16 protein-coding genes and 1 tRNA gene are annotated in these 14,958 nt (G+C 54.4%); 16 read left to right on the forward strand and 1 reads right to left on the reverse strand.

What is annotated here, in order from left to right:
- The first annotated feature begins 14 nt into the window (after positions 1–14).
- The 6 genes from hemW to Q9J32_RS02985 all read left to right on the forward strand — a co-directional run bounded on the left by hemW (position 15) and on the right by Q9J32_RS02985 (position 5,617).
- Positions 15–1,190, forward strand: a complete 1,176-nt coding sequence (hemW, locus tag Q9J32_RS02960; RefSeq protein ID WP_301885046.1) for a radical SAM family heme chaperone HemW — start codon at positions 15–17, stop codon at positions 1,188–1,190.
- Between the two features lie 447 nt (positions 1,191–1,637).
- Positions 1,638–2,165, forward strand: coding sequence for an outer membrane beta-barrel protein NspA (gene nspA, locus Q9J32_RS02965; protein WP_301885048.1), 528 nt, complete (start codon positions 1,638–1,640; stop codon positions 2,163–2,165).
- A 146-nt stretch (positions 2,166–2,311) separates the two neighbouring features.
- Complete coding sequence (locus Q9J32_RS02970) at positions 2,312–2,701, forward strand: RidA family protein (RefSeq protein ID WP_118791931.1); 390 nt, start codon at positions 2,312–2,314, stop codon at positions 2,699–2,701.
- 76 nt (positions 2,702–2,777) lie between these two features.
- Positions 2,778–3,608: a symmetrical bis(5'-nucleosyl)-tetraphosphatase gene (locus Q9J32_RS02975; RefSeq protein ID WP_301885049.1), complete on the forward strand. Its 831-nt coding sequence runs from the start codon at positions 2,778–2,780 to the stop codon at positions 3,606–3,608.
- Between the two features lie 14 nt (positions 3,609–3,622).
- On the forward strand, positions 3,623–5,080 hold the full coding sequence (locus Q9J32_RS02980) for a TrkH family potassium uptake protein (protein WP_301885051.1): 1,458 nt from the start codon (positions 3,623–3,625) through the stop codon (positions 5,078–5,080).
- A 3-nt stretch (positions 5,081–5,083) separates the two neighbouring features.
- The gene (locus tag Q9J32_RS02985; RefSeq protein WP_301885053.1) at positions 5,084–5,617 is read left to right on the forward strand and encodes a hypothetical protein; all 534 of its coding nucleotides are present in this window, start codon (positions 5,084–5,086) and stop codon (positions 5,615–5,617) included.
- Positions 5,618–5,822: 205 nt separating this feature from the next.
- On the opposite strand, the gene Q9J32_RS02990 is transcribed toward Q9J32_RS02985, so the two are convergent.
- Positions 5,823–5,899, reverse strand: a tRNA-Pro gene (locus Q9J32_RS02990).
- A gap of 196 nt (positions 5,900–6,095) precedes the next feature.
- Between Q9J32_RS02990 and nudB the strand changes: the two genes are divergently transcribed.
- From nudB to Q9J32_RS03040, 10 genes are all read left to right on the forward strand, one after another.
- Positions 6,096–6,554 (forward strand): dihydroneopterin triphosphate diphosphatase, encoded by a 459-nt coding sequence (gene nudB, locus Q9J32_RS02995; RefSeq protein ID WP_301885055.1) that lies wholly within the window; start codon positions 6,096–6,098, stop codon positions 6,552–6,554.
- A 101-nt stretch (positions 6,555–6,655) separates the two neighbouring features.
- Complete coding sequence (locus Q9J32_RS03000) at positions 6,656–7,189, forward strand: inorganic diphosphatase (protein WP_002248262.1); 534 nt, start codon at positions 6,656–6,658, stop codon at positions 7,187–7,189.
- Positions 7,190–7,296: 107 nt separating this feature from the next.
- Positions 7,297–7,530, forward strand: a complete 234-nt coding sequence (locus tag Q9J32_RS03005; RefSeq protein WP_301885057.1) for an NGO_0222 family membrane protein — start codon at positions 7,297–7,299, stop codon at positions 7,528–7,530.
- A complete protein-coding gene (gene rdgB, locus Q9J32_RS03010) occupies positions 7,523–8,122 on the forward strand; it encodes an RdgB/HAM1 family non-canonical purine NTP pyrophosphatase (protein WP_301885059.1) in 600 nt (199 codons plus the stop codon). Before Q9J32_RS03005 ends, rdgB begins: the two co-directional genes overlap by 8 nt.
- Before the next feature lie 27 nt (positions 8,123–8,149).
- Positions 8,150–9,019 carry a UTP--glucose-1-phosphate uridylyltransferase GalU gene (gene galU / locus Q9J32_RS03015; protein WP_301885061.1) on the forward strand — a complete coding sequence of 290 codons (870 nt, stop codon included), beginning with the start codon at positions 8,150–8,152 and terminating at the stop codon, positions 9,017–9,019.
- An 18-nt stretch (positions 9,020–9,037) separates the two neighbouring features.
- A complete protein-coding gene (gene argH / locus Q9J32_RS03020; protein ID WP_301885063.1) occupies positions 9,038–10,414 on the forward strand; it encodes an argininosuccinate lyase in 1,377 nt (458 codons plus the stop codon).
- 56 nt (positions 10,415–10,470) lie between these two features.
- Entirely contained in the window at positions 10,471–10,941 is a 471-nt protein-coding gene (locus Q9J32_RS03025; RefSeq protein WP_301885064.1) for a DMP19 family protein, read from the forward strand.
- Between the two features lie 297 nt (positions 10,942–11,238).
- On the forward strand, positions 11,239–12,234 hold the full coding sequence (locus tag Q9J32_RS03030; protein ID WP_301885066.1) for an iron ABC transporter substrate-binding protein: 996 nt from the start codon (positions 11,239–11,241) through the stop codon (positions 12,232–12,234).
- 64 nt (positions 12,235–12,298) lie between these two features.
- The gene (locus Q9J32_RS03035; protein WP_301885068.1) at positions 12,299–13,816 is read left to right on the forward strand and encodes an ABC transporter permease; all 1,518 of its coding nucleotides are present in this window, start codon (positions 12,299–12,301) and stop codon (positions 13,814–13,816) included.
- 21 nt (positions 13,817–13,837) lie between these two features.
- Positions 13,838–14,902, forward strand: a complete 1,065-nt coding sequence (locus Q9J32_RS03040) for an ABC transporter ATP-binding protein (RefSeq protein ID WP_301885070.1) — start codon at positions 13,838–13,840, stop codon at positions 14,900–14,902.
- Positions 14,903–14,958: the final 56 nt, after the last annotated feature.

The raw sequence follows: 14,958 nt of genomic DNA on the forward strand, positions 1-14,958 counted from the left end.
TTCCGAACCACACCATGCACACCATTTCCTTTCCAAACCGCACCCGACTCACCGCCCTGCCGCCCCTGTCGCTTTACATCCACATCCCGTGGTGCATCAAAAAATGCCCGTATTGCGACTTCAATTCCCACAGCCTGAAAAACGGATTGCCCGAAGCCGCCTATATCGACGCGCTGCTGACCGATTTGCAGCTTGAATTGCCCAATATTTGGGGCAGGCCGGTGGAAACAATCTTTTTCGGCGGCGGTACGCCCAGCCTGTTTCAGGCGGAATCAATCGACCGTTTGTTGAGCGGCGTGCGTTCGCTGTTGCGCTTGCAGCCGGAAGCGGAAATTACGTTGGAAGCCAATCCGGGTACGTTTGAAATCGAGAAGTTTCAAGGATTTAAAGACGCGGGTATCACGCGGCTTTCTATTGGTGTGCAGAGTTTCAACGACGATATGCTTGCGCGGCTGGGGCGCGTCCACAATGGCAAAGAAGCCTTAACCGCCATAGCTACTGCCTTGAAATTATTTGATAAAGTCAATATCGACTTGATGTACGCCCTGCCGAACCAGACCGTTCAGACGGCATTGGACGACGTGCAAACCGCCATCGCCACGGGCGCAACCCACATCAGCGCGTATCATCTGACCATGGAGCCGAACACGCCGTTCGGTCATACACCGCCGAAAGGTTTGCCGCAAGACGAAGCAGCATTGGACATCGAAGACGCGGTACACGGCGCGCTGGAAGGCACGGGTTTTATCCACTACGAAACATCGGCTTTTGCGAAACCCGCCATGCAGTGCCGCCACAATTTGAACTACTGGCAGTTCGGCGATTATTTAGGCATAGGCGCGGGCGCGCACGGCAAAATCTCCTATCCCGACCGCATCGAACGCACCGTCCGCCGCCGCCACCCCAACGACTACCTCGCCCTAATGCAAAGCCAACCGAGCGAAGCCGTTGAACGCAAAACCGTCGCCGCCGAAGATTTGCCGTTCGAATTCATGATGAACGCCCTGCGCCTGATCGACGGCGTACCCGCCGCGATGTTACAGGAACGCACGGGCGTACCCGCCGCCAAAATCATGGCGCAAATCGAAACGGCAAGGCAAAAAGGCCTGCTGGAAACCGACCCGACCGTGTTCCGCCCGACCGAACGGGGACGGTTGTTTTTAAACGATTTATTGCAGTGTTTTTTATAAGCGCAAACAAATCGGCGGCCGCCCGGGAAAACCCGCCCCGAACGCGGCCGGCAAATATGCTTATCGATGGAAAACGCAGCCACATCCCCCGCCGGGCGTTTCAGACGGCACAGCCGCCGCCGGAAATGTCCGACGCTTAAGGCAACGCCGCACACAAAAAACCGTACGCCTGCGCCTGCAACAATCCGACAGATACCGCCGCCGCGCCTTTGCGGTTTTTTCCAAACCGTTTGCAAGTTCCACCCGTCCGCCGCGTGATGCCGCCGCCACCATTTAAAGGCAACGCGCGGGTTAACGGCTTTGCCGTCGGCAGAGCAGCCGGATGCCGCCGCGTATCTTGAGGCATTGAAAATATTACGATGCAAAAAGAAAATTTCAGTATAATACGGCAGGATTCTTTAACGGATTCTTAACAATTTTTCTCCCTAACCATAAAGGAACCAAAATATGAAAAAAGCACTTGCCGCACTGATTGCCCTCGCCCTCCCGACCGCCGCACTGGCAGAAGGCGCATCCGGCTTTTACGTCCAAGCCGATGCCGCACACGCCAAAGCCTCAAGCTCTTTAGGTTCTGCCAAAGGCTTCAGCCCGCGCATCTCCGCAGGCTACCGCATCAACGACCTCCGCTTCGCCGTCGATTACACGCGCTACAAAAACTATAAACAAGTCCCATCCACCGATTTCAAACTTTACAGCATCGGCGCGTCCGCCATTTACGACTTCGACACCCAATCGCCCGTCAAACCGTATCTCGGCGCGCGCTTGAGCCTCAACCGCGCCTCCGTCGACTTGGGCGGCAGCGACAGCTTCAGCCAAACCTCCACCGGTCTCGGCGTATTGGCGGGCGTAAGCTATGCCGTTACCCCGAATGTCGATTTGGATGCCGGCTACCGCTACAACTACGTCGGCAAAGTCAACACTGTCAAAAACGTCCGCTCCAGCGAACTGTCCGCCGGCGTGCGCGTCAAATTCTGATATACGCCTTATTCCGCAAACCGCCGAGCCTTCGGCGGTTTTTTGTTTTCAACATCCATGCCGTCTGAAACTACACAAGCCGGCGGTTTTGTACGATAATCCCGAACGCTGCGGCTTCTGCCGCCCTATTTTTTAAGGAATCCGAAATGTCCAAAACCATCATCCACACCGACAAAGCCCCTGCCGCCATCGGCGCATACAGCCAAGCCGTCCGAGCAGGCGACACCGTTTACATGAGCGGTCAAATCCCCCTCGATCCCGCCACCATGACCGTCGTCGGCAACGGCGATTTCCGCGCCGAAGCGCGCCAGGTCTTTAAAAACCTGCAAGCCGTCGCCGAAGCGGCAGGCGGTTCGCTGGACGACATCGTCAAACTCAACGCCTACCTGACCGACCTTGCCAACTTCGCCGTCTTCAACGAAGTGATGGCGGAATTTATCGCCGAGCCGTTCCCCGCCCGCGCCGCCGTCGGCGTTGCCTCGCTGCCCAAAGGCGTGCAGGTTGAAGCCGAAGCCGTCCTCGTTTTGAACGCATAATTCCACGTTCAGACGGCATAAGATTTCCAACTGTGCCGTCCGAACCGCAATACTTTCCCACTTCACAACACCCGCAATGGCACATTACGCAATCGGCGACATCCAAGGCTGCTTCGACGAACTGACCGCGCTGCTCGGCAAAATCGGCTTCAACCACGGCACGGACACCCTCTGGCTGACGGGCGACATCGTCAACCGCGGCCCGAAATCCCTCGAAACGCTGCAATTCTGCATCCGTCACGAAAACAGCGTGCAAATCGTCCTCGGCAACCACGACCTGCACCTGCTCGCCGTCGGCTGCGGCGAAGGCGCGCTCAAACGCAGCGACACAATCGAACCCATACTCAAACACCCCGACGGCAGAAAAATGCTCGACTGGCTGCGTGCGCAACCGCTGTTGATACGCGAGGGCAGCCGCGTGATGGTACACGCCGGCATCCTGCCGCAATGGTGCATAGCCAAAGCCGAATCGCTCGCTAGAGAAGCCGAAGCCGAACTGCGCGGCAAAAAATACGTCAAATTCTTTTCCAAAATGTACGGCAACAAACCGGCCGCGTGGGATGAAGGTTTGGAAGGCTATGCCCGCCTGCGCTTCATCGTCAACGCATTCACGCGGATGCGCGCCCTGACCTTTAAAAACGAACTGGATTTCGACTACAAATCCACAGTGAAAAAAATGCCGCTTTACCTGCGCCCGTGGTTCAAAGCCCCCGACCGGCAAAACCTCGACCACACCATCATCTTCGGACACTGGTCCTCGCTGGGCTACACGAATGCCGACAACGTCATCTCGCTGGACACCGGCGCGCTGTGGGGCGGGCAGCTGACCGCCGTCAACCTCGAAACGGAAGAAATTACCCAAGTCCAAGCCGCCGGCGGCATAGACTGGAAAAGCTTCGCAAAATAACGGACCGCCCCACTATGCACAAAATCCTGCCCATCGCCCACGTCCTCTCCCGACTGGGTATGCTGTTTTCCTTTATCCTGCTGATACCCGCCGCCCTCTCCTACGCCTTTTCGGACGGCGCGTACACCGCCTTCGCCACCACCGCGACCGTTACCCTTTCTGGCTCGTGCATCGTCCGGCTCGCCACCCTCCGGTTCAGGCGCGAACTGCGTCCGCGCGACGGCTTTACCCTCGTCCTGATGTTGTGGCTGGCGTTTGCCGCTATGGCTGCGATGCCGATGTACCTGTATTTCCCAAATATGGGCTTTACCGACGCATTTTTTGAATCGATGTCGGGACTGACCACCACCGGCGCGACCGTCATCTCCCACGTCGACGGACTCGCCCCATCCGTCAACTTTTGGCGGCATATGCTCAACTGGCTGGGCGGGATGGGCATCATCGTCCTTGCCGTCGCCATCCTGCCCATGCTCGGCGTAGGCGGCACGCAATTATTCAAAGCCGAAATCCCCGGCATTGACAAAGAAAGCAAAATGTCGCCGCGCATTTCCCAAGTGGCGAAAAAACTCTGGTTCGGCTACACCCTGATCACCATCCTCGCGGCAGCCTGCCTACATTTTGCCGGGATGGGCTGGTTCGATGCCGTCTGTCACGCAATGGCGACCCTCTCGCTGGGCGGGTTTTCCACCCACGATGCCAGCATAGCTTATTACAACTCCCCCCTCATCGAAGCAGTCATCATCGTTTTCACCATTTTCGGCGGCATCAATTTTGCCAGCCATTTCGCCGCCCTCAACAGCCGCAGCCTCAAAACCTATTGGAAAGACGAAGAATGCCGGACGATGCTACTGCTGCTCTCCGGCAGCATCCTTGCCGCCGCCCTGTACCTGTGGCACACCGGCCATTACGCCGGCTTCATCGAATCCCTGCGTTACACCGCCTTCAACTTCGTCTCCATCGGATTGGCAAACGGGCTGTCCAACACCGACTTCGCACAATGGCCGCTCCTGATTTCCCTGTGGATGTTTTTCCTCGCCAACATCCTCGCCAGCTCCGGCTCGACCGGCGGCGGCATCAAAACCATACGCGCCCTCGTCCTGTTCAAATTCAGCCTGCGCGAAATGATGGTGCTGCTGCACCCCAAAGCCGTCCGCACCGTCAAAATCAGCGGCAAGGCCATACCCGACCGCCTCGCGCTGACCGTTATGTCCTTCATCTTCATCTACTTTATGACCGTCGTCCTCTTCAGCTTCCTGCTGATGGCGAGCGGTATGGAATTTACCACCGCCTTTACCGCCGTCATCGCCTGCATTACCAATTCCGGCCCCGGACTGGGCGAAGTCGGGCCCGCCGGCAATTACGCCGGTTTGGACGTGATGCAGAAATGGATCTGCGTTACCGCCATGCTCTTGGGCAGGCTGGAAATCTTCACCGTCTTCATCCTTTTCACCCCCGCCTACTGGAAGAAATAAAAAATGCCGTCTGAAAACTTTTCAGACGGCATTTCAAGAAAGTTTGTACATGTGGAAATAGGTGGTATGTTGAAATGGGATATTGGGCGGCACGGGCGGATTGGAACGGAAGAAGTAAGAGATATGAAAAAATTAGATGACAAAGAACAAGCAATGTATATTGCGAAAAAATTTCAAAAAAGAATGTTAATTCCTAAGATTTTTTTTATTTCCGTAGCCTGTATATCTGGTGCAGCAACCCTCCAAGAAATTGTTACAAACAATAATTTCTTAAAGAAAGATATTTTTTTTATTATATTTACTATATATTGGGTTGTTGGATTACTTTTTTGTATTATTTATATTCCGATTGCCGGCATATGTCCATATTGCCATTCTTTTCAAAAATTTAATGGCAAATCATTTGAGATTGATGCTAATAATTTAACTTATTCAAGAGGAATTTCCCCATTTAATAAAGATTATTGCACCGAGTGTAAAGCACCACTATCACCTAAAGCTGTGGAGTATATGTATTCCAAAATAGCTGATGAGTAAGTATAACAGGCGCAGCCTGTGCAACTAGCAAGCCGTAGCCCATATGAAACCTAAACTCAACAAGCAGCATGTGTGCGGAACGCACGCATGTGTTTCTCAAAGTTTGAGCTAAGAGGTTGTCTTAAACAAAAAATACGGTTTCAAACGACCTTTCTTTATACGGACAAAAAAGCAGCCGTTTCAAAAACGGCTGCCTTATATTTTTTGGTCGGAGTGAAAGGATTCGAACCTTCGACCCCTTGCACCCCATGCAAGTGCGCTACCAGACTGCGCCACACTCCGACTCGATAAGTTTCGGATTATAGTTTCCGCCCGACGCTTTGGCAAGCATTAAAATCACAACCGCCCTTATCTTTTTGACACAACGGAAAATTTACCGGCAAACACCGGCGCATCCCTCCTAGGCGGAAAAGGATAAACGCCATAACGTGTAGCGTTTGCTATAATCCGCCCCTTCATTACCGCAGCCCGCCGAAAGATGCCGATGGCAAAACCGCTCAAATACCCCGTCTCCGCACTGGTCGTACTCCATGACGGGGACGGCAGTATCCTCCTCATCGAACGCACGCATCCGAAAGGGTTTTGGCAGTCGGTAACCGGCAGCCTCGAACCCGGGGAAACCGTTGCCCAAACAGCAAGGCGCGAAGTTTGGGAAGAAACCGGCATACTGCTTGCGGAAGGACAGCTTCAAGACTGGCACGACAGCACGGTTTACGAAATCTACCACCACTGGCGGCACCGCTATCCAAAAGGCGTGTTTGAAAACCGCGAACACCTCTTCTCTGCCGAAATTCAGCGTGATACGCCCATCGCCCTGCAACCCGAAGAACACGTCTCCTACGGTTGGTTCGATATGGAAGAAGCGGCGGAAAAAGTATTTTCCCCATCCAACAGGCGCGCGATTTTGGAACTGGGCAGGTTTTTGGGCAAACGGTAACACGCGTCCGGACACCCTTTCAGACGGCATCGGGCGCATTTTCAGCCGGACGTTTGTGCTATACTTTCAAACTTCAAACCTTCCCAAATAAAGGAAACCAAATGGCAGACTTCAACCAAATCCTGACCCCCGGCGACGTGGACGGCGGCATCATCAACGTTGTCAACGAAATCCCCGCCGGCAGCAACCACAAAATCGAGTGGAACCGCAAACTCGCCGCATTCCAACTCGACCGCGTCGAACCCGCCATCTTCGCCAAACCGACCAACTACGGCTTCATTCCCCAAACTTTGGACGAAGACGGCGACGAATTGGACGTGCTGCTCGTTACCGAACAACCTCTGGCAACCGGCGTATTCTTGGAAGCGCGCGTTATCGGCGTGATGAAATTCGTTGACGACGGCGAAGTTGACGACAAAATCGTCTGCGTTCCTGCCGACGACCGCAACAACGGCAACGCCTACAAAACTTTGTCCGATTTGCCGCAACAGCTCATCAAACAAATCGAGTTCCACTTCAACCACTACAAAGACCTGAAAAAAGCGGGTACGACCAAAGTCGAATCGTGGGGCGGTGTGGAAGAAGCGAAAAAAGTTATTAAAGAATCCATCGAACGTTGGAACAAACAGGCATAACGCCCGCCATGCCGTCTGAACGCCGCTTCAGACGGCATTTTTCCAAGCTCTAGGGAATACCGTCCCAATCGGCTATAATCCGAACATACCGTTTCCGACCGAACGCCATGAACCGCCGAAAAACCTATCTGTTGTCTGTTGCCCTATTCACACTGGCATTTATGCTGCTCGTCCTCTTGGGTGCTTATCTGCTGACCGTCGGCAGCAAAGCCTTTGCCGTCGCGTCCTTCCTTTTCGCATTCGGCGCGCTGTTCGGGCAAATCGGCGCACTCGCCCTCTACCTGCGGCACAAATCCCTACGCGCCGCCCCATCTTCATCACAGGAAAACCGCTATGTCTGAAAAACTGGAAAAAATCGTTTTGGCAAGCGGCAATGCCGGCAAGCTCAAAGAATTCGGCAACTTATTCAAGCCTTACGGCATCACCGTATTGCCGCAATCCGAATTCGGCATACCCGAATGTCCGGAACCCTATTCCACCTTTGTTGAAAACGCGCTGGCAAAAGCACGCCATGCCGCCAAATACAGCGGGCTGCCCGCACTCGCCGACGACAGCGGCATCTGTGCCGCCGCCTTAAACGGCGCGCCGGGCATCCATTCTGCACGCTACGCGGGCGACAATCCCAAATCCGATACCGCCAATAACCTGAAACTTGCCGCCGAACTTGCCGGCAAAGCCGACAAAAGCTGCTGCTATGTCTGCGTATTGGTTCTTGTCCGCCATAAAGACGACCCGCGCCCGATTATCGCCGAGGGCGTATGGCACGGGCAGTGGAACGATACGCCGCTCGGGCAAAACGGTTTCGGTTACGACCCGTATTTTTATCTGCCCGAACACGGCAAAACTGCCGCCGAATTGGATTCGGAGGTCAAAAACCGCGAAAGCCACCGCGCGCAGGCACTTGCCGAACTCTTACGCAAACTCGCCCTTTAAACATCAAAACAATACAAAGGAAAAAGAATGAAACCGATAAAAAAAGCCGTCTTCCCCGTCGCAGGGATGGGAACCCGCTTCCTGCCCGCCACCAAGGCCAGCCCGAAAGAAATGCTGCCCATCGTCGACAAGCCGCTGATCCAATACGCCGTAGAAGAAGCCGTGGAAGCCGGCTGCACGGAAATGGTGTTTGTAACCGGACGCAACAAACGCAGCATCGAAGACCATTTCGACAAGGCATACGAACTCGAAACCGAGTTGGAAATGCGCCATAAAGACAAACTTCTGGAACACGTCCGCAACATCCTGCCGCCGAACATTACCTGCCTCTACATCCGCCAGACCGAAGCACTGGGACTCGGACACGCCGTATTGTGCGCCCGCGCCGCCATCGGCGACGAACCCTTTGCCGTCATTCTTGCCGACGACTTAATCGATGCGCCCAAAGGCGCGCTCAAACAAATGGTCGAAGTGTACGGGCGCAGCGGCAACAGCATTTTGGGCGTAGAAACCGTCGAACCGTCGCAAACCGGCTCATACGGCATCGTCGAAACCGAACAGCTCAAACAGTTCCAACGCATTACCGGCATTGTCGAAAAACCCAAGCCCGAAGACGCGCCCTCCAACCTTGCCGTCGTCGGCCGCTACATCCTCACCCCGCGCATTTTCGACTTACTGACCGGCCTGCCGCGCGGCGCGGGCAACGAAATCCAGCTTACAGACGGCATCGCCAAGCTGCTCGATCACGAATTTGTCCTGGCGCACCCCTTTGAAGGCACGCGCTACGACTGCGGCAGCAAACTGGGCTACCTCGAAGCCACCGTCGCCTACGGCCTGAAACACCCCGAAACCGGTGAACCCTTCCGCCGCCTTTTGGAAAAATACCGTACCGAATAACCACATCAAGGAATCCTTATGCACGACAAAACCTGGTCCGGACGCTTCAACGAACCCGTTTCCGAACTCGTCAAACAATACACCGCCTCCATCAGTTTCGACCGACGGCTTGCCGAATGGGACATCCAAGGCTCGCTGGCACACGCGCAAATGTTGAAAGAAACCGACGTGTTGGACGAAGGCGATTTGGCGGACATCCGCCGGGGTATGGCAGAAATCCTCGAAGAAATCCGCAGCGGCAAAATCGAATGGTCACTCGATTTGGAAGATGTCCACATGAACATCGAACGCCGCCTGACCGACAAAATCGGCGACGCGGGCAAACGCCTGCACACCGGCCGCAGCCGCAACGACCAAGTCGCTACCGACATCCGCCTGTGGCTGCGCGATCAGATTACCGTTATCCAAAGCCTGATTCAAAGCCTTCAGACGGCATTGCTGGATTTGGCGGAACAAAACGCCGAAACCGTCATGCCCGGTTTTACCCATCTGCAAGTCGCCCAGCCTGTCAGCTTCGGACACCATATGCTCGCCTACGTCGAAATGCTCGGACGCGATAACGAACGGATGGCGGACTGCCGCCGCCGCGTCAACCGTATGCCGCTCGGCGCAGCCGCCCTTGCCGGTACGACCTACCCGATTCGGCGCGAAATTACCGCCGAATTACTGGGTTTCGAGCAAATCTGCCAAAACTCGCTCGATGCCGTATCCGACCGCGATTTTGCCGTCGAGTTCACCGCCGCCGCCTCGCTGGTTATGGTTCACCTGAGCCGCCTGTCCGAAGAATTGATTTTGTGGATGAGTCCGCGTTTCGGCTTTATCGACATCGCCGACCGCTTCTGCACCGGCTCGTCCATCATGCCGCAGAAGAAAAATCCCGACGTACCCGAACTCGTGCGCGGCAAATCCGGACGCGTCATCGGACACCTTATCGGCCTGATTACCCTGATGAAATCCCAACCCTTGGCGTACAACAAAGACAATCAGGAAGACAAAGAACCGCTGTTTGACACCGCCGACACGCTTATCGACACGTTGCGGATTTACGCCGATATGATGCGCGGCGTAACCGTCAAACCCGACAATATGCGCGCCGCCGTAATGCAGGGTTTTGCAACGGCTACCGATTTGGCAGATTACTTGGTGAAAAAAGGCATGCCCTTCCGTGACAGTCATGAAGTCGTTGCCCAAGCCGTGCGCCATGCCGATGAAGCTGGCGTTGATTTGAGCGAACTGCCGCTTGAAGTCTTACAAGGCTTCAGCAAGCTGATTTCAGACGACGTGTACGGCGTACTGACACCCGAAGGCAGCTTAAACGCCCGCAACCACTTGGGCGGCACCGCGCCCGAACAGGTACGCCTCCAAGTCAAACGCTGGCGTGAAGTGTTGGCTTAACCCCCGATGCCGTCTGAAGAAATGTTCAGACGGCATTTTTAAAAGGCAAGAACACGATGACCGATACGGATACCCAAGCCGACCACTTCGAACAGATGATGTGGCAGGCGGTGGACAAACTTTTTGAACAGCATGACGGCAAACTCGAAAGCATGGACGGACGAGAACAGGAGCTGGTTTTGATTTGGCGGGCGGAAGCCGACATCGGCAACGGCGGCATACTGCAATTTGTCTGCAACTGGGGTTTTCCCGCCGCCGAAAAGACTTGTTCCGTTCTGAAAAAAATCGGCGCGGTACACAGCGCAATGCTGATCCATCGGGCGGCAGACGCATTGGACAAAGAAATCCGCCACCTCCAATCGGAAGGTAAAACCCTAAAAGAAATGTGGGATATAACACAGCATCTCGACAACAAAACCGCCTCGCTGCTGAACAGTCTGGATGAACAATATTGGCAAGACCCCGACAAACTGTATCTGCTGGGATGGCAATACTATTCCGGCAACCCTGTTCAGACGGCATTTTAAAGGGAAGGGTTCTCAAGTATTCCGGCAAATCAAGATGCCGCCTTTGCCCGCATTCCGCCGCCCGTACGGCAATATGAAACAGCCCGGTTTTTGCCCGTTCCGACACGCATTACCCGCTGCTTCCGCCTTACGGGCGCGATGCACGAAAAAAAATACAAGTCAGAACAAACAATAACCGAATCAGATAATAACAAATTTAAAAAAATAATTATTTGCATTTATAAAAAAGAAGGAATACACTATACCCCGTTATGTCTTAACAAGATATACACCCTCATTCATTAGGAGAAAATCGATATGAAAACATCTATCCGATACGCACTGCTTGCCGCAGCCCTGACCGCCGCAACCCCCGCGCTGGCAGACATTACCGTGTACAACGGCCAACACAAAGAAGCCACGCAGGCACTTGCCGATGCCTTTACCCAAGCCACCGGCATCAAAGTAAAAATTAACAGCGGCAAAAGCGACCAGCTTGCCGGCCAAATCAAAGAAGAAGGCAGCCGAAGCCCCGCCGACGTATTCTATTCCGAACAAATCCCCCCGCTGGTTACGCTTTCCGCAGCCAACCTCTTAGAAACCCTCCCCGCAAAAACGATTAACGACACACGCCGCAAAGGCGTGCCGGTTGCCGCCAAAAAAGACTGGGTGGCATTGAGCGGACGTTCGCGCGTCGTCGTTTACGACACCCGCAAACTGTCTGAAAAAGATTTGGAAAAATCCGTCCTGAATTACGCCACGCCGAAATGGAAAGACCGTATCGGTTATGTACCGACTTCAGGCGCGTTCTTGGAACAGGTTGTCGCCATCGTCAAACTGAAAGGCGAAGCAGCCGCCCTGAAATGGCTCAAAGGCTTAAAAGAAAACGGCAAACTGTATGCTAAAAACACTGTCGCGCTCCAAGCCGTCGAAAACGGCGAAGTGCCGGCCGCCCTCATCAACAACTACTACTGGTATGCGTTTGCCAAAGAAAAAGGCGTGAACAACATCCATTCCCGCCTGAACTTCGTCCGCCACAGAGACCCGGGCGCACTCGTTACCTATTCCGGCGCGGCTGTGCTGAAATCTTCCCCGAACAAAGCCGAAGCACAAAAATTCGTCGCCTTCCTTGCCGGCAAACAAGGACAGCAGGTCTTGACTTCCGTCCGCGCAGAATATCCGCTGCACGCCGGCGTGTCTTCCCCGTTCAATATGGAACCTTATGCCAAATTGGAAGCACCTGAAGTATCTGCAACCACCATTGCCGACAAAGAAAATGCCACCCGCCTCCTCGAACAGGCAGGTCTGAAATAAACTTTTTCCGTTCAAACGGTCGGACAACCCTGCTGTCCGACCGTTTTCTATCCGAATCCGATTTATGTCCCGCAACAAAATACCCTCATGGCTGACCGCCCTCATCCTGCTTATCGCCTTGCCGCTGACCCTTCCTTTCCTTTATGTCGCCATGCGTTCGTGGCAGGTCGGTGCAACACGCGCCTACGAACTGCTGTTCCGCCCACGCATGTTTGATTTGCTGGGAAACACCCTGATGCTGATGTTCGGCGTTACCCTGATTTCTATCGTTTTAGGCATTACCTGCGCCGTCCTGTTCCAACGTTACCGCTTTTTCGGCAAAACCTTTTTTCAGACGGCAATTACTCTGCCCTTATGCATACCTGCATTTGTCAGCTGCTTTACATGGATCAGCCTGACTTTCCGCGTGGAGGGATTTTGGGGAACCGTTATGATTATGAGCCTGTCGTCTTTTCCCCTCGCCTACCTATCGGTCGAGGCAGCCCTCAAACGCATCAGCCTGTCGTTTGAAGAAGTCAGCCTTTCCTTGGGTAAAAGCCGCCTGCAAACTTTCTTTTCCGCCATACTTCCCCAACTCAAACCTGCCATCGGCAGCAGCATCCTGCTGATTGCGCTGCACATGCTGATTGAATTCGGTGCAGTATCGATACTCAACTATCCGACCTTTACCACCGCCATTTTCCAAGAATACGAAATGTCGTTCGACAACAACACCGCCGCGCTGCTGTCCGCCGTTTTAATGGCAGTGTGCGGCATCGTCGTATTTGGAGAAAGCATTTTCCGTGGAAAAACCAAGCTCTATCACAGCGGCAAAGGCGTTGCCCGCCCCTACCCGGTCAAAACGATGAAGCTGCCCGCGCAAATCTGCACAGTATTTTTTCTTGGCTCGCTGCTGGTTTTAAGCATCGTCATCCCGTTCGGCATCCTCATCCGCTGGATGATGGTCGGCTCGTCCGGCACATTTGAACTCGTATCCGTGTTCGATGCGTTTGCCCGATCGATGGGCGTATCCGCCGCCGGCGCATTATTGACCATATTGTGTGCACTGCCGCTCGTTTGGGCATCCGTCCGCTACCGCAATATCTTGACCGTATGGATAGACAGGCTGCCCTTCCTGCTGCACGCCGTACCCGGCCTAGTGATCGCCCTTTCGCTGATTTATTTCAGCATCAACTATGCACCATCCGTTTACCAAACCTTTATCGTCGTCGTCCTTGCCTATTTCATGCTTTACCTGCCGATGGCGCAAACCACCCTGAGGACTTCCTTGGAACAATTCCCCAAAGGCATGGAACAGGTCGGCGCAACATTGGGGCGCGGACACTTCTTTATTTTCAGGACGTTGGTGCTGCCGTCCATCCTGCCCGGCATTACCGCCGCATTCGCACTCGTCTTCCTCAACCTGATGAAAGAGCTGACCGCCACTCTGTTGCTGACCGCCGACGATGTCCACACGCTCTCCACCGCCGTTTGGGAATACACGTCAGACGCACAATATGCCGCCGCCACCCCGTATGCCCTTATGCTGGTACTGTTTTCAGGCCTGCCCGTATTCATACTGAAAAAATACGCCTTCAAATAACACTGCTGCGAAAGACCGACTATGACCGCACCCGCACTCCAAATCCGCCAACTGACCAAAAACTTCCAGAACCATGCCGTTCTGCAAAACATCTCGCTCACACTCGGCAAAGGGGAAATCCTCTTCGTCATCGGTGCATCAGGTTGCGGCAAAACCACGCTGCTGCGCTGCCTTGCCGGTTTTGAACAACCCGATTCCGGAGAAATCTCGCTTTACGGAAGAACAATCTATTCAGAAAATACCAACCTTCCCGTCCGCGAACGCCGTTTGGGTTACGTCGTACAGGAAGGCGTACTGTTCCCCCACCTGACCGTTTACCGCAACATCGCCTACGGGCTGGGCAACGGCAAAGGCAAGACGGCGCAGGAGCGGCAACGCATCGAAGCCATGATGGCCCTGACCGGCATTTCCGAACTCTCAAACCGTCATCCGCACGAACTTTCAGGCGGACAGCAACAACGTGTCGCCCTCGCCCGCGCCCTCGCCCCCGATCCCGAACTCATCCTGCTGGACGAACCCTTCAGCGCACTGGACGAACAGTTGCGCCGCCAGATTCGCGAAGACATGATTGCCGCCCTGCGCGCCAACGGCAAATCTGCCGTTTTCGTCAGCCACGACCGGGAAGAAGCCCTGCAATACGCCGACCGGATTGCCGTCATGAAACAAGGGCGCATCCTCCAGACTGCAGCCCCCCACGAACTGTACCGACAACCTGCCGACCTTGAAACAGCCCTATTTATCGGCGAAGGTATCTCCCTGCCCGCCACACTCAACGCCGACGGTACGGCAGACTCCGAATTAGGCAGGTTCCCCGTCGGCAACACCTTACCCGCAGGCACACGCGGCACACTGCTCATCCGTCCGGAACAATTCAGCTTCAACCGCCCGAACACCCATGCTGCCGAATTATCCGCCACCATCCTCAACGCCATACCCAAAGCACGCCACATACAAATCCGCCTGAAAGTCGAGCAAACCATCCTGACGCTGAACACCCCCTACGCACCCGATTTTTCAGACGGCATACAGACACGCATCTACTTGAATTCAGAAGCACTGTTTTTCCCGGAACAACCTGCCCCGTAAGTTTGGAAACACCATGCCGTCTGAAAGGCGTGCCAATGTCTGGCGATATTCATCTT

The organism is Neisseria uirgultaei, from assembly GCF_962719845.1.
Lineage (GTDB): Bacteria > Pseudomonadota > Gammaproteobacteria > Burkholderiales > Neisseriaceae > Neisseria > Neisseria bergeri.

Bases quoted from the DNA above. Each gene is read 5' to 3' on its own strand.
- nspA (WP_301885048.1), top strand. From the start codon at position 1,638: ATGAAAAAAGCACTTGCCGCACTGATTGCCCTCGCCCTCCCGACCGCC.
- Q9J32_RS03005 (WP_301885057.1), top strand. From the start codon at position 7,297: ATGAACCGCCGAAAAACCTATCTGTTGTCTGTTGCCCTATTCACACTG.
- rdgB (WP_301885059.1), top strand. From the start codon at position 7,523: ATGTCTGAAAAACTGGAAAAAATCGTTTTGGCAAGCGGCAATGCCGGC.
- Q9J32_RS03025 (WP_301885064.1), top strand. From the start codon at position 10,471: ATGACCGATACGGATACCCAAGCCGACCACTTCGAACAGATGATGTGG.
- hemW (WP_301885046.1), top strand. From the start codon at position 15: ATGCACACCATTTCCTTTCCAAACCGCACCCGACTCACCGCCCTGCCG.
- Q9J32_RS03040 (WP_301885070.1), top strand. From the start codon at position 13,838: ATGACCGCACCCGCACTCCAAATCCGCCAACTGACCAAAAACTTCCAG.
- Q9J32_RS02985 (WP_301885053.1), top strand. From the start codon at position 5,084: ATGCCGTCTGAAAACTTTTCAGACGGCATTTCAAGAAAGTTTGTACAT.
- Q9J32_RS02975 (WP_301885049.1), top strand. From the start codon at position 2,778: ATGGCACATTACGCAATCGGCGACATCCAAGGCTGCTTCGACGAACTG.
- Q9J32_RS03000 (WP_002248262.1), top strand. From the start codon at position 6,656: ATGGCAGACTTCAACCAAATCCTGACCCCCGGCGACGTGGACGGCGGC.
- Q9J32_RS03030 (WP_301885066.1), top strand. From the start codon at position 11,239: ATGAAAACATCTATCCGATACGCACTGCTTGCCGCAGCCCTGACCGCC.
- Q9J32_RS02970 (WP_118791931.1), top strand. From the start codon at position 2,312: ATGTCCAAAACCATCATCCACACCGACAAAGCCCCTGCCGCCATCGGC.
- Q9J32_RS02980 (WP_301885051.1), top strand. From the start codon at position 3,623: ATGCACAAAATCCTGCCCATCGCCCACGTCCTCTCCCGACTGGGTATG.
- galU (WP_301885061.1), top strand. From the start codon at position 8,150: ATGAAACCGATAAAAAAAGCCGTCTTCCCCGTCGCAGGGATGGGAACC.
- argH (WP_301885063.1), top strand. From the start codon at position 9,038: ATGCACGACAAAACCTGGTCCGGACGCTTCAACGAACCCGTTTCCGAA.
- nudB (WP_301885055.1), top strand. From the start codon at position 6,096: ATGCCGATGGCAAAACCGCTCAAATACCCCGTCTCCGCACTGGTCGTA.
- Q9J32_RS03035 (WP_301885068.1), top strand. From the start codon at position 12,299: ATGTCCCGCAACAAAATACCCTCATGGCTGACCGCCCTCATCCTGCTT.